This is a genomic window from Streptomyces capparidis, from assembly GCF_054782095.1.
On record NZ_BAAGTD010000060.1, the window covers coordinates 26,349 to 41,491 of the forward strand.

Genomic DNA, 15,143 nt, shown 5'->3' on the forward strand with positions numbered 1-15,143 from the left:
CACGCCGAATTGATCGGCCTCGGCCTCGTCATACCAACGGGACAGGCGCATGAGAACCGCCTTGAGCTGGACGCGGGCGGGACATCAAGGGCCGAGACCGACGCTGTCACGGTAGTGGCACCAGAGGTCGCCCTCCTCAGGTTGCTGGAGAGGGAGCGCGCCCGGCTCCGGCAGCACTTGGAGCAGACGGACCGGGTCCAGAGCATGCTGAAGACGCTCGCCGGAGACTTCCTGCGCGCCGACACGCTCGCCCAGGCGGCCGACGTCGAAGTGGAGATCCTGCGCGACTACCGCCGCATCCAGCAGGTACTGGAGGACATCACGGACACCGTGCGGCACACCCTCTGCTCGATGCACCCGATCGCGCTGGGCAGGGAGATCCCCGAGCGGGCGCTGAGCCGCGACCAGCGGCAGATCGAGAAGGGTGTGCGAGTCCGCTCCATCTTCAGCAGGCACCTCACCTCGCTGCCCGAGGCCGGCCAGCACCTGAGGAACAAGGCCGAGCTGGGTGTGCAGGTGCGCCTCTCCCCGGTGGTGCCCATGAACATGATCATCGCCGACGAGCAGTTCGCGGTGCTCCCGGTCGACCCCGCGGACCGCTACGCGGGGGCCATCCTGGCCCGAGGGCCGGCTCTCGTCCGCTCCTACCGGACGCTGTTCGAGCACTGCTGGCACTCGGCCACGCCGTACGGTGAGCAGGTCCGCCCGGTGCGCGGCGGCGACGGGCTCACGGAGCAGCATCGGGCCGCCCTGCGCATGCTGGCCTCGGGCATGAAGGACGAGAAGATAGCCCGCAGCCTCGGGGTCTCCCTGCGCACGGTCAGCAGGACGATCTCCGAGTTGATGCAGGAGTTGGGCGCGTCGAGCCGCTTCGAGGCCGGGGTGCGCGCGGCCCGTCTGGGCTGGCTGGACTGACCGGTCCGCGCCCGCGGAGAGGGGCTTTCCGGTACCGAGGTCGGCGGTGCCGGTGGCGAGGCCGCGCCCACCCGTTCCGCGAAGGAGGCGGGACGGTGGGGCGCGGCGACTCAGAACCCGAAGACGGGGCTCGACGGGGGTGACAGCCGAGTCCCGGCGGGGGGCGGAACCAGGGCCCGTGGGTGCACGGGGCCGCCCGGCGTTCCCCTCAGCGCCGCCGCCAGTCGCCCCGCTCCCTCGGGCATGACGGGCCACGCCCATGACTTCAGCGCGGAGGCCACCGACAACTGGGCGGCGAGCGCGGACAGATGTCCCCCGGCACGTCCGGGCCTGAGCCGTTCGAAGGCGTTGACATGGCCGAAGTCCGCGGTGCAGCGCACCACCTCGTCCAGCAGGGCCACGGCACGACGTGGGTCGAAGGTCTCCGGCGCGTACGCCTCGCACAGGTCGTCGGCGGCCCGGTGCAGCCGTCGCCGCAGGGTCTCCCACCCGGCGCCCGGCTCCGCGTCAGGTACGAGTCCGTCGCAGTCCTCACGCACGGCGGTGAACAGCCGGGTGAGCCAGCCGTTCCAGGTGCCGTCCAATACCTGCCGGGTCCGATCGAGCAGGTCGCGGCGGAAACCGGTGCTGCGTCCGAGCGGCGTCACTTCGAGGACGTGGCGGCGCAGTGTGTCGGAGCCGAACTCGGTGAGCAGGTCCAGGGCCCACACCGTCGGCCCGCCGCCGGGGCCCGCCGCGTCCTGGGTGTCGACGCGGTACGGCTCGGTGACGTGGAATTCCTGCGGCAGCTTCACGCCGCGCACGAGGAGGATCGCGGGCAGGACCACGGCTTGCTGGAAGGCATGGCCGAAGTCGCAGAAGTGCGCCGTTCGCTCAGGCAGCGGCTCGTCGTCGTAGCCGCAGGCGAACAGATGCATCGCGGCTTCCTCGAAGCCGGCGGCTATGCGGTGCCCGGGAAAACCGTTGACGGGAACCGGTACACCCCAGCTTCCCGGCTGCCCGACGACCAGGTCCGGCAGGCCGTCCTCGACGAGGCTCTCGCACAGCGCGGCGAGGCGCGGCGGCAGACCGGCGGAGGCCCAGTGGTCGGCGAGCGGGTCGCGCAGCGGCTCCAAGGGGAGGTAGAGGCGACGGCAGCGACGTGCGCGGCCCGGAGAGCCGCACAGCGCGCAGACCGGGGCCAGGAGATCGCCGTCGTGCGGCCGGGCGCACTCGTGGCAGAAGCCGCCGCCGCTCCGGCTCCCGCAGTGGGAACAGGCACCCGTGACGTAGGTCCCGTACAGCCAGCGGTCGCAGGGCTCGCAGTAGGGCAGCAGCCGCGTCCGGGGGACGAGGGCGCCTCGTGCGTACATGTCCAGAAACAGGTGCTGAAGCCAGCGCCGGTAGGCGTGGTCACGTCGCGGCTGGACGACGCGGTCGAACTCGACACCCGAGCGCAGCAAGTCGGCGGTGATCGCTTCGCGGTACCCCTCGGCGACCTCCTCCGGCCTGCGACCGCCCCGCAGCGCCCTTGCCTCCACCGAGTCGGCGTGCTCGGCGGTGCCGGTGGTGAACAGCACGGGCTGTCCTTCGGCGCGCATGTGACGGCTCAGCACGTCGGCGGCGACGTGGGGACCGGAGAGGTGCCCGATGTGCAGTTCGCCGTCGCCGGCGGGCGGAGTCGCGGTGATCCAGAGTTGGGGGCTCATGGACGGGCCTCCTTGACTGTGGTGCGGAAGCCGCTGGGCCACGGATTCCCAGCGGGGCTCGGAGCGGAAGGGAAAGGGAACGGACGCCGAGGAACTCAAATGGCATGGGCGATGCGTGGGGGCGCGGCAGGTTGGCATGTGCTTCCGTCAGTCCTTTGCTTCCGTCAGTCCTTGTCCAATGCCCAGGTGCACGAGGGTGGCGGTGATCGCACCCAAGGAACGGAAACGCATCCGCATTCACGACTTTGCATGTCCTCGAACCCATTCCGGAAATGCCCCCCGTTTCACATCCGTGCGGGGCTGATGAACAGAATGACAGAGAGGGACTCGACACCCGGGGCCTGAGCGAGTGCAAACGCACGTCATGGCGTGAACGCGCCACGGCGGCCGTCGGCAGGTCCCTCGGCGGTGCCGTGGGTGGACACGAAACCTGGCCCGGGGCCCTCCGGGCCGCCCGGACAGGACGCCCGGACAGGACGCCCTGCCCTGGCGGGCGCTCCCAGCTCAGCAGCAGGTCGGCGGTGTCCGGAACGGGCGCGCGGTCGGCCTGGGCGCCAGCCGTGGCACTCGGCTTCCGCTCCGTCGCGGGCGGCGTTTCCCGACGATCGGCTGAGGGAGATGCTCGACAAGAGCTGAGCCACCTGCGTCGCGGAAGGGGCGGGGCTCCGCCCCTCCCGCGAACGGAGGCGTACCGGCAGTGCGGCGGGGGCACACGTGTCCCCGCCCCGGGCGCCGGGTGCCGCACCGGTTCTCGTCGGGGCGGTCGGCCCCGGCGTCAGGCGGAGTGGTGGTCAGCTCCGATAGGCCACCAGCGCCATCATCCCGGCCTCGCCGTGGTAGGCGTTGTGGCAGTGCAGCATCCACTGACCGGGGTTGTCGGCGTCGAAGAAGACCGACAGCTTCCGATTCGGCAGCACGATGGCGGTGTCCTTCCGCGGGCCGCCGTCGCCGAGCTGGTAAGTGTGGCCGTGCAGGTGCATCGGGTGCCACATCCGCGTGCTGTTGACGAAGTCGAGCCTGACCCGCTGGCCCTGCTCGATCAGGAGCGGGTTCGCGGCCGGGTCGCTCATGTCGAACCGCTGCCCGTTGACAGCCCAGTCGTACTTGTCCATGCCGCCGTTCAGCTCGATCCGGTGCACGCGGTCAACCTTCTTCGCGGGCAGCCGGACGTCGTCCGCCGCGCGCAGTCCGGACGCGGGCATGATCGTGCCCTTCAGCTCCTTCGGGCGGACCGTCGCCTTGGGCGCGGCACCGGAACCGGTGCGGACCAGCGCCATGCCGGTGGCGTTCTTTCCCTCGGCGAGTGCGACGAGAGGGAAGACGCCGTCGGCGAGGGTGACGAGCACGTCGTAGCGCTCGCCCATGCCCAGCAGCAGGGCGTCGACCTGCTGGTGGCGGACGGGGTAGCCGTCGGTGTGCGTGATCGTCATCCGGTGGCCGCCGAGGGCGACGCGGTAGGCCGTGTCACCGCCGGCGTTGATGATCCGCAGCCGCACGCGGCGTCCCGGCCTGCTCCGGTAGACCTCCGGGTCGTCCGGGACCCGGCCGTTCACCAGGTGGTACGGGTATCGCACATCACCCGCGTCGCCACCGAGCAGGTCGCTCTCGGCGCCCATCATCATGAACGAGCCGCTGGACGAGCCCGTGTCCATGCCGTCCGTGGCGCCCGTGCCGTGGCCGCCGTGCCCGCCGGAGCCCGTGCCGCTCATGCCCTTCCTGAGCTCGGCGAACGCCTGGTCGGGGGTGCCGGTGACGCCGTCGAGCCAGTCGTCCAGGACGACGACCCACTCCTCGTCGTAGGACAGCGGCTCCTTGGGGTCCTCCACGATCAACGGGGCGTACAGGCCCCGGTCGAGCTGGACGCCGACGTGCGGGTGGAAGAAGTACGTGCCGGGGGCGTCGGTGAGGAAGCGGTAGGTGAAGGTGCTCCCCGGCCGCACGACGGCCTGAGTGGCGGGCGGCACGCCGTCCATGTCGTTGCGCAGTGTCAGGCCGTGCCAGTGGACGGAGGTCGTCGTCCTGCCCGGCATCCGGTTGGAGAGCTCGGCGGCCAGCGTGTCGCCGACGGACACCCGGATCTCCCTGCCCGGGGCCCGCCCGTCGAAGGCCCAGGTCCTGGCTTTCACCCCGCCGCCGAGGTCCACCGTGGCGGGCGCGGCGGTCAGCGACACGTTGCGCACCCTGCCCGTGCTGAGGCGCTTCTTCTCGGCGGCGGCGACCTCCGAGCCGGACGGGCTGACCAGAGCGGGCTTGCCACCCGAGCCGCCCCCGCACGCGGCAAGCGCTCCCGCGCCGGCGACGCCGAGCCCGGCGAGCAGCACGGACCGACGGTTGATGCTGTTCACGATGAGTAATCCTGTTCTCGTTCTTGATGAGGCCGAGGGATACACGCGGGCACGGCCCGGCCACGCGAGGGCGCGCGGCCACGCCGTCGGGTGCGGCCTAGATCAGCAAACGAGAGAGAACAGAGAGGTCGGGCGGCGCACGGCCCACACTGCCCGGCGCATGGCGCCCGGCGACCGCGCGCACCCACGAGTCCCCAGCGCCACCCGCGGACGCCCCGGGCGGCGCGGGCAGCTTCACCGTGTCCACACTCGCGGTCGCGCAGTGCTTCATCACCGGACCGGGGCAGGCGCCGTCGGCGGAGTGACCGGTGCCGCCCGGTGCCGCGGCGCCGTGCAGTGCGCCGTGCGAGCTCACCGCCGTCATGGAGGCTCCGTGCGCCATGTCCGGCATCCCGGCCATGGCCGAAACCGGCGACGCGGGGACCGCTCCGGCGGGCGACTGGTGATGAACGAGCACCGCGAGCACGACGAACAGCACAACGACAGCAGCCCGCGCCCAGGGGGTGGCCCCACGGCGGCCAAGGGCCCACCGGGGGCCGGCTGTCGTCATCGCGTCCATCCATGGCTCCTGTCAGTGGGGCCGGGTCCGCTCAATATACCCCCGGGAGGTAATTGGGCCTCGGCCCCCTCCCCGGCTACCCCTACGCCTCCGGATCACCTCCGCTCGCGGGGAGAGCACCATGCCGCGCACTGCCAACGCCCCTCCGGGCGCGGCTCACCTCCGCGCGAGCGGAGGTGAGCCGCCCAGCGGCGCTGGGACAAACGCCGCGCCGACGTGCTCTCCGCCGGAACTCCGTGCCCGACCCGTCACCGGACCCGGGGCCAGCAACCCGGCCGCGCTACCAGCCGAACGCAGACGCACATGAGACCGCCCCCTGCCGAACCCAACACGGGCCCAGCAGAGGGCGCTTCGTCGTTGCGCGGCCCGGACAGCGCAACGGCCCCCCCGGTTTCCCGGTGGGGGCCAATCGCTCTGTTCCGGGGCGGGCCCGGGGGTACCGTTTTGGGTGTCGAGGCCATCACAGCACCTAGGGGAGCAGTATGCCCGAGTCCAACGACTTCGGCGCCCGTCTCGCCGAGATCCGTAAGCGGCGTCTCCTGAGCCAGCGCCAGCTCGCCGAGGCGTCCGGCGTGTCCGTGTCTCTCATCAGGAAGATCGAACAGGGGGAAGTGTCCGACCCCCGCATGGAAACCGCTCGCCGCCTCGCTGCTGCGCTGCGCGTGCCTACCACCAGCCTCCTGCGGCGGGCCGATCCCGCGCCTGGGCCCGCTCCCGAGCCGTGGCTGCCGCTTCAGCGAGCGGTCGAGCAGCCGGCCGTGCAGCCCGACGAGGAGCCCACGCTCGACGGGCTGACGGAGGGCCTGCGCGCGGTCCGCGAAGCCTACTTCGACAAGCGGATGCGGGACGCCGTGGCCCTGCTGGTACCGCTACTGCGGGACGCCGACGCGCTCGACGGCGAACCGGAGGCGCGGGCCGTGCGGGCGCACCTGCTCCAGATCGCCGGGTCCACACTCACCCAGGCGCGCGCATTCGCCGCCGCCGAGACCGCGCTGCGCCGCGCCCTGGACGACGCGCCTGACCGGCTGCGCGCGGCCTCCGTCATCACCACGTGGGCGTGGCTGCTGGTACGGCAGGGTCGGATGGATGAGGCCCGTGACATGGCGGTGAAGTGGGCAGACGACAGCGAGCCCCGGCTGTCCCGGGCGACCGCCGAGGAGCTGGCCGCGTGGGGCTGGTTGCTACTTCAGGCGGCTGCGGCAAGCCTGCGGGACAACCGGTGCGGCGAGGCAGATCACATGCTGCGTCTGGCCCGGGGGGCCGCGGCGACCACGGGTCGCATCTCGCGCGGCGAGGTCCGGCTCGCGACGTGGGGCCCGGAGACGGTGGCGTACAAGGCAGTCGAGCGGCACATCATCATGGATCGGCCGGACGAAGTTCTGGCGGTGGCCGAGCGGCTGGCCAAGGGGCGCCCTGCCGGGGGAACGGAGTGGCACCGCCATCGGCTTGATGTGGCGAAGGCCCACCTGATGCTGCGCCAGTACGGGCCCGCGGTGCAGGTGCTCGGCGAGGTGCGCGCCGAGGCGCCGGAGTGGCTGGCGCAGCAGCGGTACGCGCGGGACATTCTCTCTGGTGTGGTCGGTCGGCGGCGGACGTTGACGCCGGAGATGCGGGATCTGGCGGACGGAGTGGGCTTGCCGCTGTAGTCGAACACGCGTCTTGGCACTTTGCTTCGCCGCCTCACCAAAGTGCCATTGATGTGTGACGCCGAGCACACTTAGCGTCACGGGCATGGGTAGGCAGCAGACGACCACCATGTCCGTGCGCACCGCCCCGCCGCCGGTAACCGGCTCGGCGTTCGTGCGCCCCTACGTCCTGGCCGCCCGGCGCGGCACGGGCCGGCACCGGCGGCGGGGCCCACATCGGCGGACCCTCCTGATCGTGCCCCGCTGGAACTGGGCGGCCGACCGGTGACCGGGCAGAAGGGCCCGGCCCTGCCGGAGTGGCTGCATCACGGGGCGCTGGTGCGGGACCTGGCCACGGAGCGCGAGGGCATCGTGCACGGCATCGGGTCCCCGTACCGGCTGGAGTCGTCCCCGTCGTGCGTGTGGCTGCTGCCGCAGGGCGGCGGCCACGAATGGCGCGTGGACATCAAAGACGTCCGCCCCTACGTCCCGGCCGGCGGCGGGGAGTGGGAGCGGTGAACGACCACGACCACCAGCGCCAGGCCGCCGACGACGAGCGGCCGACGACGGAACAGCTCCTCCGGCAGGCCGCCCGACTGGCCCGCGAGGTCGCCGACCACTTCGAGCGACTGGCCCGCCTCCGCGGGGGGCGGTGAGGTGGGCAACGTCCTGATGGCGGTCGCCGCCGTGCTGCTCCTGCGCCGCAGGGCCCGGCGCGACGCCGAATCGGGGGACCCCTGCACCCCGCACGACTCCGGCGACTGCGACCCCGCCAACACCCCCGCCTGCGCCCCCAGCTTCCCCCACGCCCCGGAGTCCAGCACATGACATGGGAGACACGCGCCGCCGCGCTGGCCGAGCAGGCCACCCACCGCCGCTCCCGCTGGCGCGGCCCCGTCGCCACCACCCCGCGTCACCTGTTCGTGCCCCGCTGGTGGCACAGCGGCCGCACCGGGTGGGCCCTGCACGACGGCCCCAGCGACGAAGGACGGTGGCTGGAGACCGCCTACGCCGACGCCTCGCTGATCACCCGCGTCGGCCCCGAGCACGCCGACCACGCCCAGCCCGACGACCACCCCACCGGCCGACCCACCTCCTCCGCGACACTGCCGAGCCTGGTCGTGCGCATGTTCCAGCACGCCCGGCTCGGCGACGGCGACCATCTGCTGGACGTCGGCACCGGCTCCGGCTACGGCGCCGCACTCGCCGCCCGGCGCCTCGGCGAGCACCGGGTGACGAGCGTGGACATCGACCCCTACCTGGTCCAAGCCGCCCGCGAGCGCCTGGACCGGATCGGGCTGCACCCCACCGTGGCCGTCGCGGACGCCACCGGCGAACTCCCGGAGGGCGCGTTCGACCGGATCGTGGCCACCGTCGCCGTCCGCCCCGTCCCGGTCACGTGGTTGAAGGCGCTGCGCCCCGGCGGGCGCCTGGTCGCCACGATCGCGGGCACCTCCCTGCTCGTCACCGCGGACAAGGACCCCGACGGCGGCGCCACCGGCCGCGTGGAATGGGACCGCGCCGGATTCATGCACGCCCGCAACGGCGACGACTACCCGCCCGGCGTCGGCGAACTGCTCGCCCAGGCCCGCGAGGAGGACGGCGAGGAAGTGACCACCGGCCCGTACCCGGTGGTGGACGTGGCCGAGGCATGGGACCTGGCCTCCATGCTCGACCTGATCTCCCCCGGCATCGAACACGACCACCAGGACGACGGCGAACAGCGGACCGCCCTGATGGCCCACCCCGACGGCTCCTGGGCCCGCGCCACCGCCCACGGCACCGACCACCCCACCGTCCACCAAGGCGGCCCACGCCGCCTGTGGAACCTGCTCGACCAGGTCCGCGCCCACTGGCTCAGCCACGGCGAACTCCCCGTCCGCGGAGCACGCGTGTTCATCACCCCGGACGGCCGCACCATCCTCGCCCGCGGCGGCTGGCACACCGTCCTGACCTGACCACCGCGCAACAAGACAGGCCCCGCACTTACGTGTCCGGATCCCCGGCAGCCGGCGCGGTGAACTGGGACACCGTCACGGCGCGGCGAAGATACGACAACCCGACGCCGCAGCTCGGTGAAGCACCGGTGGAACAGATGATCCCGAACGGGCCCAGTCATGGGTGAGCCCCAGGTGACAACCCTCATGACCTGGGGCTTGGCCATTCGCCTCGGTGGGCCGCCAAGGGCTCGAACCCTGAACCCACGGATGAAAGTCCCCGGCTTCGCCGTTCCGCTCCCCGCACGCGCGGAGCGCGGGGCGTAGGGGAAGGGGGGGTGTCACCCCGGTGGCAAGGCGCGGCGGCAGCGTTCGGTGTGGGTGTGGAGGGCGGTGGTGAGTTCGGGGTGGTCTTGGGGGAGGGTGAAGTCTAGGTCGAGGGAGGTGATCATCCACAGGAGGGTCCAGGTGGAGTCGGCGCCCACGTGGAGGAGGCAGGTGTGGGCGTCCACGGGTTCGATCGCGCCGGTGCCGGGCCAGACGCGTTCGGTGGCCAGGGACGCGGGGGCGTGGAGGGTGACGGTGGCCTGGTGGGGCCAGGCGCGTTGGGAGAGTTGGCGGGACAGGTAGGCGGCCACGTCGCCGTCGGGGGCGGGGCGGGGGGTGAAGGACGGGCCGGTGGGGGTGCGGGGGGTCAGGCGGTCGACGCGAAAGGTGCGCCAGTCGGCGCGGTCGAGGTCCCAGGCGACCAGGTACCAGTGCCGGTCGAAGTGCACCAGGCGGTGGGGCTCGGTGCGGCGGACCGCGGCGGGGGCCCGCGGGGCGGCGTAGTCGAAGCGGAGGACCTCGCGGCGTCGGCAGGCGTCGGCGATCGCCATGAGGGTGTCCGGATCCACCTCGGGGCCGGGCGGGCCGATGTGCAGTGTGGCGCGGCGCAGCGCGTCCACGCGGTGGCGCAGCCGGGAGGGCAGGACCTGTTCGAGCTTGGCCATGGCGCGCAGGGACGCCTCCTCGATTCCGGCGACCGCGCCGCCCGCCGCGGTGCGCAGGGCGATGGCCGCGGCGACGGCCTCCTCGTCGTCCAGCAGCAGCGGGGGCAGGGACGCCCCGGCCCCGAGGCGGTAGCCGGGGGTTCCCCGGGTGGCGTGCACGGGGTAGCCGAGTTCGCGCAGCCGGTCCACGTCGCGGCGGACGGTGCGGGGCGTCACGCCCAGGCGGTCGGCGAGTTCGGCGCCGGTCCACTCCTGGCGCGTTTGCAGGAGCGAGAGCAGGCGCAGCAGCCGGGCGGAGGTCTCCAACACGGTGCCAAGCCTGCCACCGGCTTGGGAACGAATCCGTCCTAACCGCTGCCTAGCCTTCCGGGCATGATCCACGACACGGCCTCCGGGGCCGCCATCCGCCCGTTCCGCGTCCACGTCCCGCAGGACCGGCTCGACGACCTGCACGCCCGGCTCGCCAACACCCGCTGGCCGGACGAGCTGCCGGGCGTCGGCTGGAGCCGCGGGGTTCCGGTCGGCTATCTCAGGGAGCTGGCCGAGTACTGGCGCACCTGCTTCGACTGGCGCGGTCAGGAGGCCGCGCTCAACGCCCACCCGCAGTTCACCACCACCGTGGACGGGCAGAACCTGCACTTCCTCCACGTCCGCTCCCCCGAGCCGGACGCCGTGCCGCTGATGCTGCTGCACGGCTGGCCCGGCGGGTTCACCGACTTCCTGGACGTCGTCGGGCCGCTGTCCGACCCCCGGTCGCACGGCGGGGACCCGGCCGACGCCTTCCACCTGGTCGTGCCGTCGCTGCCGGGGTTCGGCTTCTCCACGCCGCTGGCCGGGCCCGGGATGGGCGCGGCCCGCATGGCGGAGGTGCTGGACGGGCTGATGGGGCGGCTCGGCTACGAGCGGTACGGCGTCCAGGGGTACGACACGGGGTCCTGGGTGGCGCCGGAGATGGGCAGGCGGGCGCCGGAGCGGGTCATCGGCGTGCATGTCAACGCGATGGTCACCTTCCCGGCCGGGGAGGGGGGGGAGGAGGAAGGGCTGAGCGAGGCCGATCTGCGGCGTCGGCAGCGCATGGAGAACGTCAATGACGGCTATCTGATGTGCAACGCCAAGCGGCCGCAGACGGTGGCGTACGGCCTGCACGACTCGCCGGTGGGCCAGCTCGCCTGGATCGTGGAGAAGTACAAGGAGCTGACCTGGCCGGAGGACGGCCTGCCGGAGGACAGCATCGACCGGGACCGGTTCCTGACCGGCATCGCGCTGTACTGGTTCACCGGCACGGCCGGGTCGGCGGCGCAGGTCTACTACGAGGAGATGTCGGCGAGCGGGTGGGGTGAGGTGGGGGACGGCGACGGCGGCGGCGCGGCCTGGGGTGAGGCCGGGGACGGTGGAGAGTGGGGTGGCGGGGACGGCGGGTGGGCTGCGTCGCGCGGGACCGTTCCCACGGGTGTGCTGGTCTCCGCGCACGACGTCACCGTCCGACGGTGGGCCGAGCGGGACCACGCGGTCGTGTCCTGGACTGAGCTGGACGAGTACGGCCACTTCCTCGCGATGGAGGCGCCGGACGTCCTGGTCGCCGATGTGCGGGCGTTCTTCCGGAAGCTGCGCTGACATGGCCGTGACCGCGCGGGAGCTGAACCGCGCGCTGCTGCGGCGGCAGTTGCTCACGCGGCGCGCGGACCTGCCGGTCGCCGCCGCCGTGGAGCGCGTGCTCGGGTTGAACGCCCAGGACCCGAACCTGCCCTACCTGGCCCTGTGGACCCGCCTGGCCCGGTTCGCGATCGCCGACCTGACCGCGGCGGTCACCGACGGGACGGTGGTGCGCTCGACGCTGCTGCGGGCCACCCAGCACATGGTGACGGCGCCGGACTTCCGGCTGGTCCGCCCGGCCGTGGCCCCGCTGCTGCGCCGGGTGCAGCGCAACGCGTTCGGCGGCCGCACGGCGGGGGTGGACCTCGCCGTCCTCGTCGCGCAGGCGCGGGAGCTGCTGGCCGGCGGCCGGGTGCTGACCAGGCCGGAACTCGGCCGGCTGCTGGCCGGGCGGTGGCCGGGCGCGGACCCGGCCGCGCTCGGCTGGACCGTGCAGTACCTGCTGCCGGTGACGCATCCGGCGCCGAGCGGAACGTGGAACGTCCGCGGGGCGACCCCGTTCCGGCTCGCGGACCGGCCCGGGGCGGGGCGGGAGGCCACCGAGGCGGACCTGGCGGAGCTCGTCCGGCGGTATCTGGCGGCGTTCGGCCCGGCGACCGTCGCGGACGCCCGCGCCTGGTCGGGTGTCGGCGGGTTGCGCGAGGTCTTCGAGCGGCTCCGCCCCGGGCTCGCCGTCCTCCGGGACGAGCGGGGCCGGGAGCTGTTCGACCTGCCGGGCGCGCCGCTGCCGGACGGGGACCTGCCGGTGCCGGTGCGCTTCCTGCCCGAGTTCGACGCGTGCCTGCTCGCCTACGCCGACCGGACCCGGGTGATGACCGACGAGGTGCGGCGCCGGGTCTGCGACGGCGCCGCGGTCGCCGCCACCGTGCTGGTCGACGGGACGGTGGCGGCGACGTGGACGGTCTCCCGGTCCGGCGGCCGGGCCGTCCTCGCCGTCGAGCCGCTCCGGCCGCTGCCGGCCCGCGACCGGGCGGACGTCGAGGCGGAGGGCCACCGGCTGCTGGCCTTCACCGACCCGGGCGCCGCCCACCGCGAGGTCACGTTCGGGACGGGGTAGGGCGGGCTCGGGGGGTCGGCGTCGGCAGCGCCCGCGGGTGGTGAGGGCACGGCTCGGTGGCGGGCGGCGGGAAACGGGTGGCTGTCCGGGGTGCGTGGTGTCTACCGTCGGTCGCATGGCTGACGAGTGCTTCGGGCATCCGCGGCTCGCCGCGGTCTACGACCCGCTCGAACCGGACCGCGGCGACCTGGACGCGTACCTCCGCATCGCCGGGGAGTGCGGGGCCCGCCGGGTGCTGGACATCGGCTGCGGGACGGGGGTGTTCGCCCTGCTGCTGGCCGGCCGCGGCATCGAGGTCGTCGGCGTCGATCCCGCCGAGGCGTCCGTGGAGGTGGCGCGGGGCAAGCCTGGCGGTGAGAGGGTGCGCTGGATCCACGGTGACGCGACGGCGCTGCCGCCGCTGCGGGTGGACCTGGCGACCATGACGGGGAACGTCGCCCAGGCCATCGTCGATCCGCGGCTGTGGCGGGAGACCCTGCGCGGGGCCCGTGCGGCGCTGCGGCCCGGCGGACGGCTGGTGTTCGAGACCCGGGATCCGGCCAAACGCGCCTGGGAGGAGTGGAACCGGGAGTCCTCGTACCGGGTGAGGCGGATCCCGGGCGTCGGCGCGGTCGAGAAGTGGGTCGAGGTGACCGAGGTGAGCGGGCCGCTGGTGACCTTCCGGCAGACCTATGTCTTCGCCGCGGACGGGCAGGTGCTGACGTCGGATTCGACGCTGCGCTTCCGCGAGCGGGAGGAGGTCGAGGCGGACCTGGCCGCGCGGGGGTTCGTGGTGGACGAGGTCCGCGGCGCCCCCGACCGGCCCGGCCTGGAGTTCGTCTTCGTCGCGCGGCGGCCGGGGGACGACCCGGGCTGAGGGCCCGGCCGGCCGGGCGTCAGCCGGAGCGGTCCCGGTCCGCCACGGAGACGGAGTAGACCACGTGCGTGGGGGTGACCGCGAGCACCACGCCCCCGGCCGGCAGCGGCGGGACCCGGCTGGCCTGGAGCGGGTGGGGCTCCGTGGTCGGCCCGCTGCCCGGGGGCGGTGCCGCGCTCCACAGGCGGCGGCCGTCGCGGGCGTCGAACGCCAGCAGCTCGCCGCCCTCGGTCATGAGCACACGGCCGGCGACCACCGTGAGCGGCGGGCTGCCCTCGACGCCCGGGAGCGGCGCCGTCCGGCGGGTGCCGCGGCGCGGGTCGACGGCGTACAGGGTGCCGGAGTCCGCCACGTACACCACCCCGTCCGCGACCTCGCCGTGCACCGGGGCCGTCGGCAGGGCCACCCGGGTCAGCTTCTTCGTCCCGAGGTCCAGGCGGGCCACGCCGCCCTCGCCGCCGGTCCCCCGCTCGGTGAAGTAGGCCCCGCCGCCCTCGATCGCCACCGGGTGCAGGCTCTGGGGGAACTCCAGCTCCCACAGCCGGCCGCCGTCGCGGACGCGGTAGCCGTGCACCCAGGTGTCCTTCTCGTTCCCGGCGGGCGGGCTGACGTACATCACCACGTCGCCCGCGGCCACCAGCTCGGTGTTCCGCCTAGTGCCGACATCCCGCTGCCAGCGCACGGAGCCGTCGGCCGGATCGAGCGCCCACAGGGTGGTGACCCCCGTCCGGAGCGACTGCGAGGTGATGAAGACGGTGCCCTCGACGTGGGCGACCACCCCGGACGCGGTGACCTCCTGGACCCAGCGGGCCCGGCCGGTGTCGCGGTCGAGGCCGGCCAGCGAGTGGGTGCCGGTGCGGGTCACCACGGTGTCGCCGTGCACCCCGACGACGCCGGTCCTGTGGTACGCCGCGGCGCCGTGCTCGGCGCGCCACCGCACCTTGCCGGTGGCCACGTCGACGCGGATGGCGCGGTAGTCGCTGTTGGCGCAGTACAGGGATCCGCCGGCGACCAGGCAGTCGCCGTCCCGGCTCCCCGCGCCGTCGCCGTCGGGCGCGATCGAGGCGTGCCACGCCCGCCACCCCGCCGGGGCGGCGGGCGGCGCCGGGAGGCGGGCCGGCGCCGAGGAGGGGCCCGGGGCGGAGGAGCCGGAGGCGGGCGGCGAGGTGGAGGCGCCCGACGAGGTGGAGGCGCCCGGCCGCGCGGTGGTGGTCCCGGGGTCGTCGTCGGATGCCCACCACCAGATCCCGCCGGCCAGCAGCGCGCACGCCAGCAGGACGGCCACGGCGGCGAGCAGTGCTTTCGGTTGGGGCTGCGGCTGCGGCTGCGGCTGGGGCTGCGGTTGCGGTTGCGGCCGTGGCTTCGCGGGCGCTTCCGGTAACCGGGCCGGGGGCGGCGCCGGTTCGGCCGGGGCAGGGGACGGGGACGGGGGTGTGCCTCTCAGGTGGATCGTGTCGGTGGGGGGCGGGCCCTGGGGTTCCGCGGGTGGCGGGGTGGGAGCGGGGGAGGGGGCGGG

The 15,143-nt window shown here is 73.9% G+C and carries 15 protein-coding genes; 10 read left to right on the forward strand and 5 right to left on the reverse strand.

Annotated features, from left to right (window positions below):
- Positions 1–114 precede the first annotated feature (114 nt).
- Positions 115–915, forward strand: a complete 801-nt coding sequence (locus tag ACYVO2_RS32690; protein WP_461011710.1) for a helix-turn-helix transcriptional regulator — start codon at positions 115–117, stop codon at positions 913–915.
- A 110-nt stretch (positions 916–1,025) separates the two neighbouring features.
- On the opposite strand, the gene ACYVO2_RS32695 is transcribed toward ACYVO2_RS32690, so the two are convergent.
- The 3 genes from ACYVO2_RS32695 to ACYVO2_RS32705 form a co-directional block, all read right to left on the reverse strand.
- The gene (locus ACYVO2_RS32695) at positions 1,026–2,603 is read right to left on the reverse strand and encodes a class I tRNA ligase family protein (RefSeq protein WP_461011711.1); all 1,578 of its coding nucleotides are present in this window, start codon (positions 2,601–2,603) and stop codon (positions 1,026–1,028) included.
- Positions 2,604–3,394: 791 nt separating this feature from the next.
- Positions 3,395–4,948, reverse strand: a complete 1,554-nt coding sequence (locus ACYVO2_RS32700) for a multicopper oxidase family protein (RefSeq protein WP_461011712.1) — start codon at positions 4,946–4,948, stop codon at positions 3,395–3,397.
- Between the two features lie 97 nt (positions 4,949–5,045).
- The gene (locus ACYVO2_RS32705; RefSeq protein WP_461011713.1) at positions 5,046–5,507 is read right to left on the reverse strand and encodes a hypothetical protein; all 462 of its coding nucleotides are present in this window, start codon (positions 5,505–5,507) and stop codon (positions 5,046–5,048) included.
- A gap of 482 nt (positions 5,508–5,989) precedes the next feature.
- Between ACYVO2_RS32705 and ACYVO2_RS32710 the strand changes: the two genes are divergently transcribed.
- The 6 genes from ACYVO2_RS32710 (at position 5,990) to ACYVO2_RS32735 (ending at position 9,090) form a co-directional block, all read left to right on the forward strand.
- Entirely contained in the window at positions 5,990–7,153 is a 1,164-nt protein-coding gene (locus ACYVO2_RS32710; RefSeq protein ID WP_461011714.1) for a helix-turn-helix domain-containing protein, read from the forward strand.
- A gap of 85 nt (positions 7,154–7,238) precedes the next feature.
- Positions 7,239–7,421 carry a hypothetical protein gene (locus ACYVO2_RS32715; protein ID WP_461011715.1) on the forward strand — a complete coding sequence of 61 codons (183 nt, stop codon included), beginning with the start codon at positions 7,239–7,241 and terminating at the stop codon, positions 7,419–7,421.
- Positions 7,418–7,651, forward strand: a complete 234-nt coding sequence (locus ACYVO2_RS32720; RefSeq protein WP_461011716.1) for a hypothetical protein — start codon at positions 7,418–7,420, stop codon at positions 7,649–7,651. Before ACYVO2_RS32715 ends, ACYVO2_RS32720 begins: the two co-directional genes overlap by 4 nt.
- Entirely contained in the window at positions 7,648–7,788 is a 141-nt protein-coding gene (locus ACYVO2_RS32725) for a hypothetical protein (protein ID WP_461011717.1), read from the forward strand. The genes ACYVO2_RS32720 and ACYVO2_RS32725 overlap by 4 nt, the downstream gene beginning before the upstream one ends.
- Before the next feature lies 1 nt (position 7,789).
- Positions 7,790–7,960: a hypothetical protein gene (locus ACYVO2_RS32730; protein WP_461011718.1), complete on the forward strand. Its 171-nt coding sequence runs from the start codon at positions 7,790–7,792 to the stop codon at positions 7,958–7,960.
- Positions 7,957–9,090, forward strand: coding sequence for a methyltransferase domain-containing protein (locus ACYVO2_RS32735; RefSeq protein ID WP_461011719.1), 1,134 nt, complete (start codon positions 7,957–7,959; stop codon positions 9,088–9,090). The genes ACYVO2_RS32730 and ACYVO2_RS32735 overlap by 4 nt, the downstream gene beginning before the upstream one ends.
- A gap of 320 nt (positions 9,091–9,410) precedes the next feature.
- Here ACYVO2_RS32735 and ACYVO2_RS32740 read toward each other — a convergent pair whose 3' ends face one another.
- Positions 9,411–10,370, reverse strand: coding sequence for a helix-turn-helix transcriptional regulator (locus ACYVO2_RS32740; protein ID WP_461011720.1), 960 nt, complete (start codon positions 10,368–10,370; stop codon positions 9,411–9,413).
- Positions 10,371–10,433: 63 nt separating this feature from the next.
- Between ACYVO2_RS32740 and ACYVO2_RS32745 the strand changes: the two genes are divergently transcribed.
- From ACYVO2_RS32745 to ACYVO2_RS32755, 3 genes are all read left to right on the forward strand, one after another.
- Positions 10,434–11,675: an epoxide hydrolase family protein gene (locus tag ACYVO2_RS32745; RefSeq protein WP_461011721.1), complete on the forward strand. Its 1,242-nt coding sequence runs from the start codon at positions 10,434–10,436 to the stop codon at positions 11,673–11,675.
- A 1-nt stretch (position 11,676) separates the two neighbouring features.
- The gene (locus tag ACYVO2_RS32750) at positions 11,677–12,771 is read left to right on the forward strand and encodes a winged helix DNA-binding domain-containing protein (protein WP_461011722.1); all 1,095 of its coding nucleotides are present in this window, start codon (positions 11,677–11,679) and stop codon (positions 12,769–12,771) included.
- A gap of 115 nt (positions 12,772–12,886) precedes the next feature.
- A complete protein-coding gene (locus ACYVO2_RS32755; protein ID WP_461011723.1) occupies positions 12,887–13,627 on the forward strand; it encodes a class I SAM-dependent methyltransferase in 741 nt (246 codons plus the stop codon).
- A 19-nt stretch (positions 13,628–13,646) separates the two neighbouring features.
- Here ACYVO2_RS32755 and ACYVO2_RS32760 read toward each other — a convergent pair whose 3' ends face one another.
- Positions 13,647–14,912 (reverse strand): PQQ-binding-like beta-propeller repeat protein, encoded by a 1,266-nt coding sequence (locus ACYVO2_RS32760; protein ID WP_461011724.1) that lies wholly within the window; start codon positions 14,910–14,912, stop codon positions 13,647–13,649.
- Positions 14,913–15,143: the final 231 nt, after the last annotated feature.

Coding starts and splice junctions, on each gene's coding strand:
- ACYVO2_RS32745 (WP_461011721.1), top strand. CDS start 10,434: ATGATCCACGACACGGCCTCCGGGGCCGCCATCCGCCCGTTCCGCGTC.
- ACYVO2_RS32715 (WP_461011715.1), top strand. CDS start 7,239: ATGGGTAGGCAGCAGACGACCACCATGTCCGTGCGCACCGCCCCGCCG.
- ACYVO2_RS32755 (WP_461011723.1), top strand. CDS start 12,887: ATGGCTGACGAGTGCTTCGGGCATCCGCGGCTCGCCGCGGTCTACGAC.
- ACYVO2_RS32695 (WP_461011711.1), bottom strand. CDS start 2,603: ATGAGCCCCCAACTCTGGATCACCGCGACTCCGCCCGCCGGCGACGGC.
- ACYVO2_RS32705 (WP_461011713.1), bottom strand. CDS start 5,507: ATGGACGCGATGACGACAGCCGGCCCCCGGTGGGCCCTTGGCCGCCGT.
- ACYVO2_RS32710 (WP_461011714.1), top strand. CDS start 5,990: ATGCCCGAGTCCAACGACTTCGGCGCCCGTCTCGCCGAGATCCGTAAG.
- ACYVO2_RS32750 (WP_461011722.1), top strand. CDS start 11,677: ATGGCCGTGACCGCGCGGGAGCTGAACCGCGCGCTGCTGCGGCGGCAG.
- ACYVO2_RS32735 (WP_461011719.1), top strand. CDS start 7,957: ATGACATGGGAGACACGCGCCGCCGCGCTGGCCGAGCAGGCCACCCAC.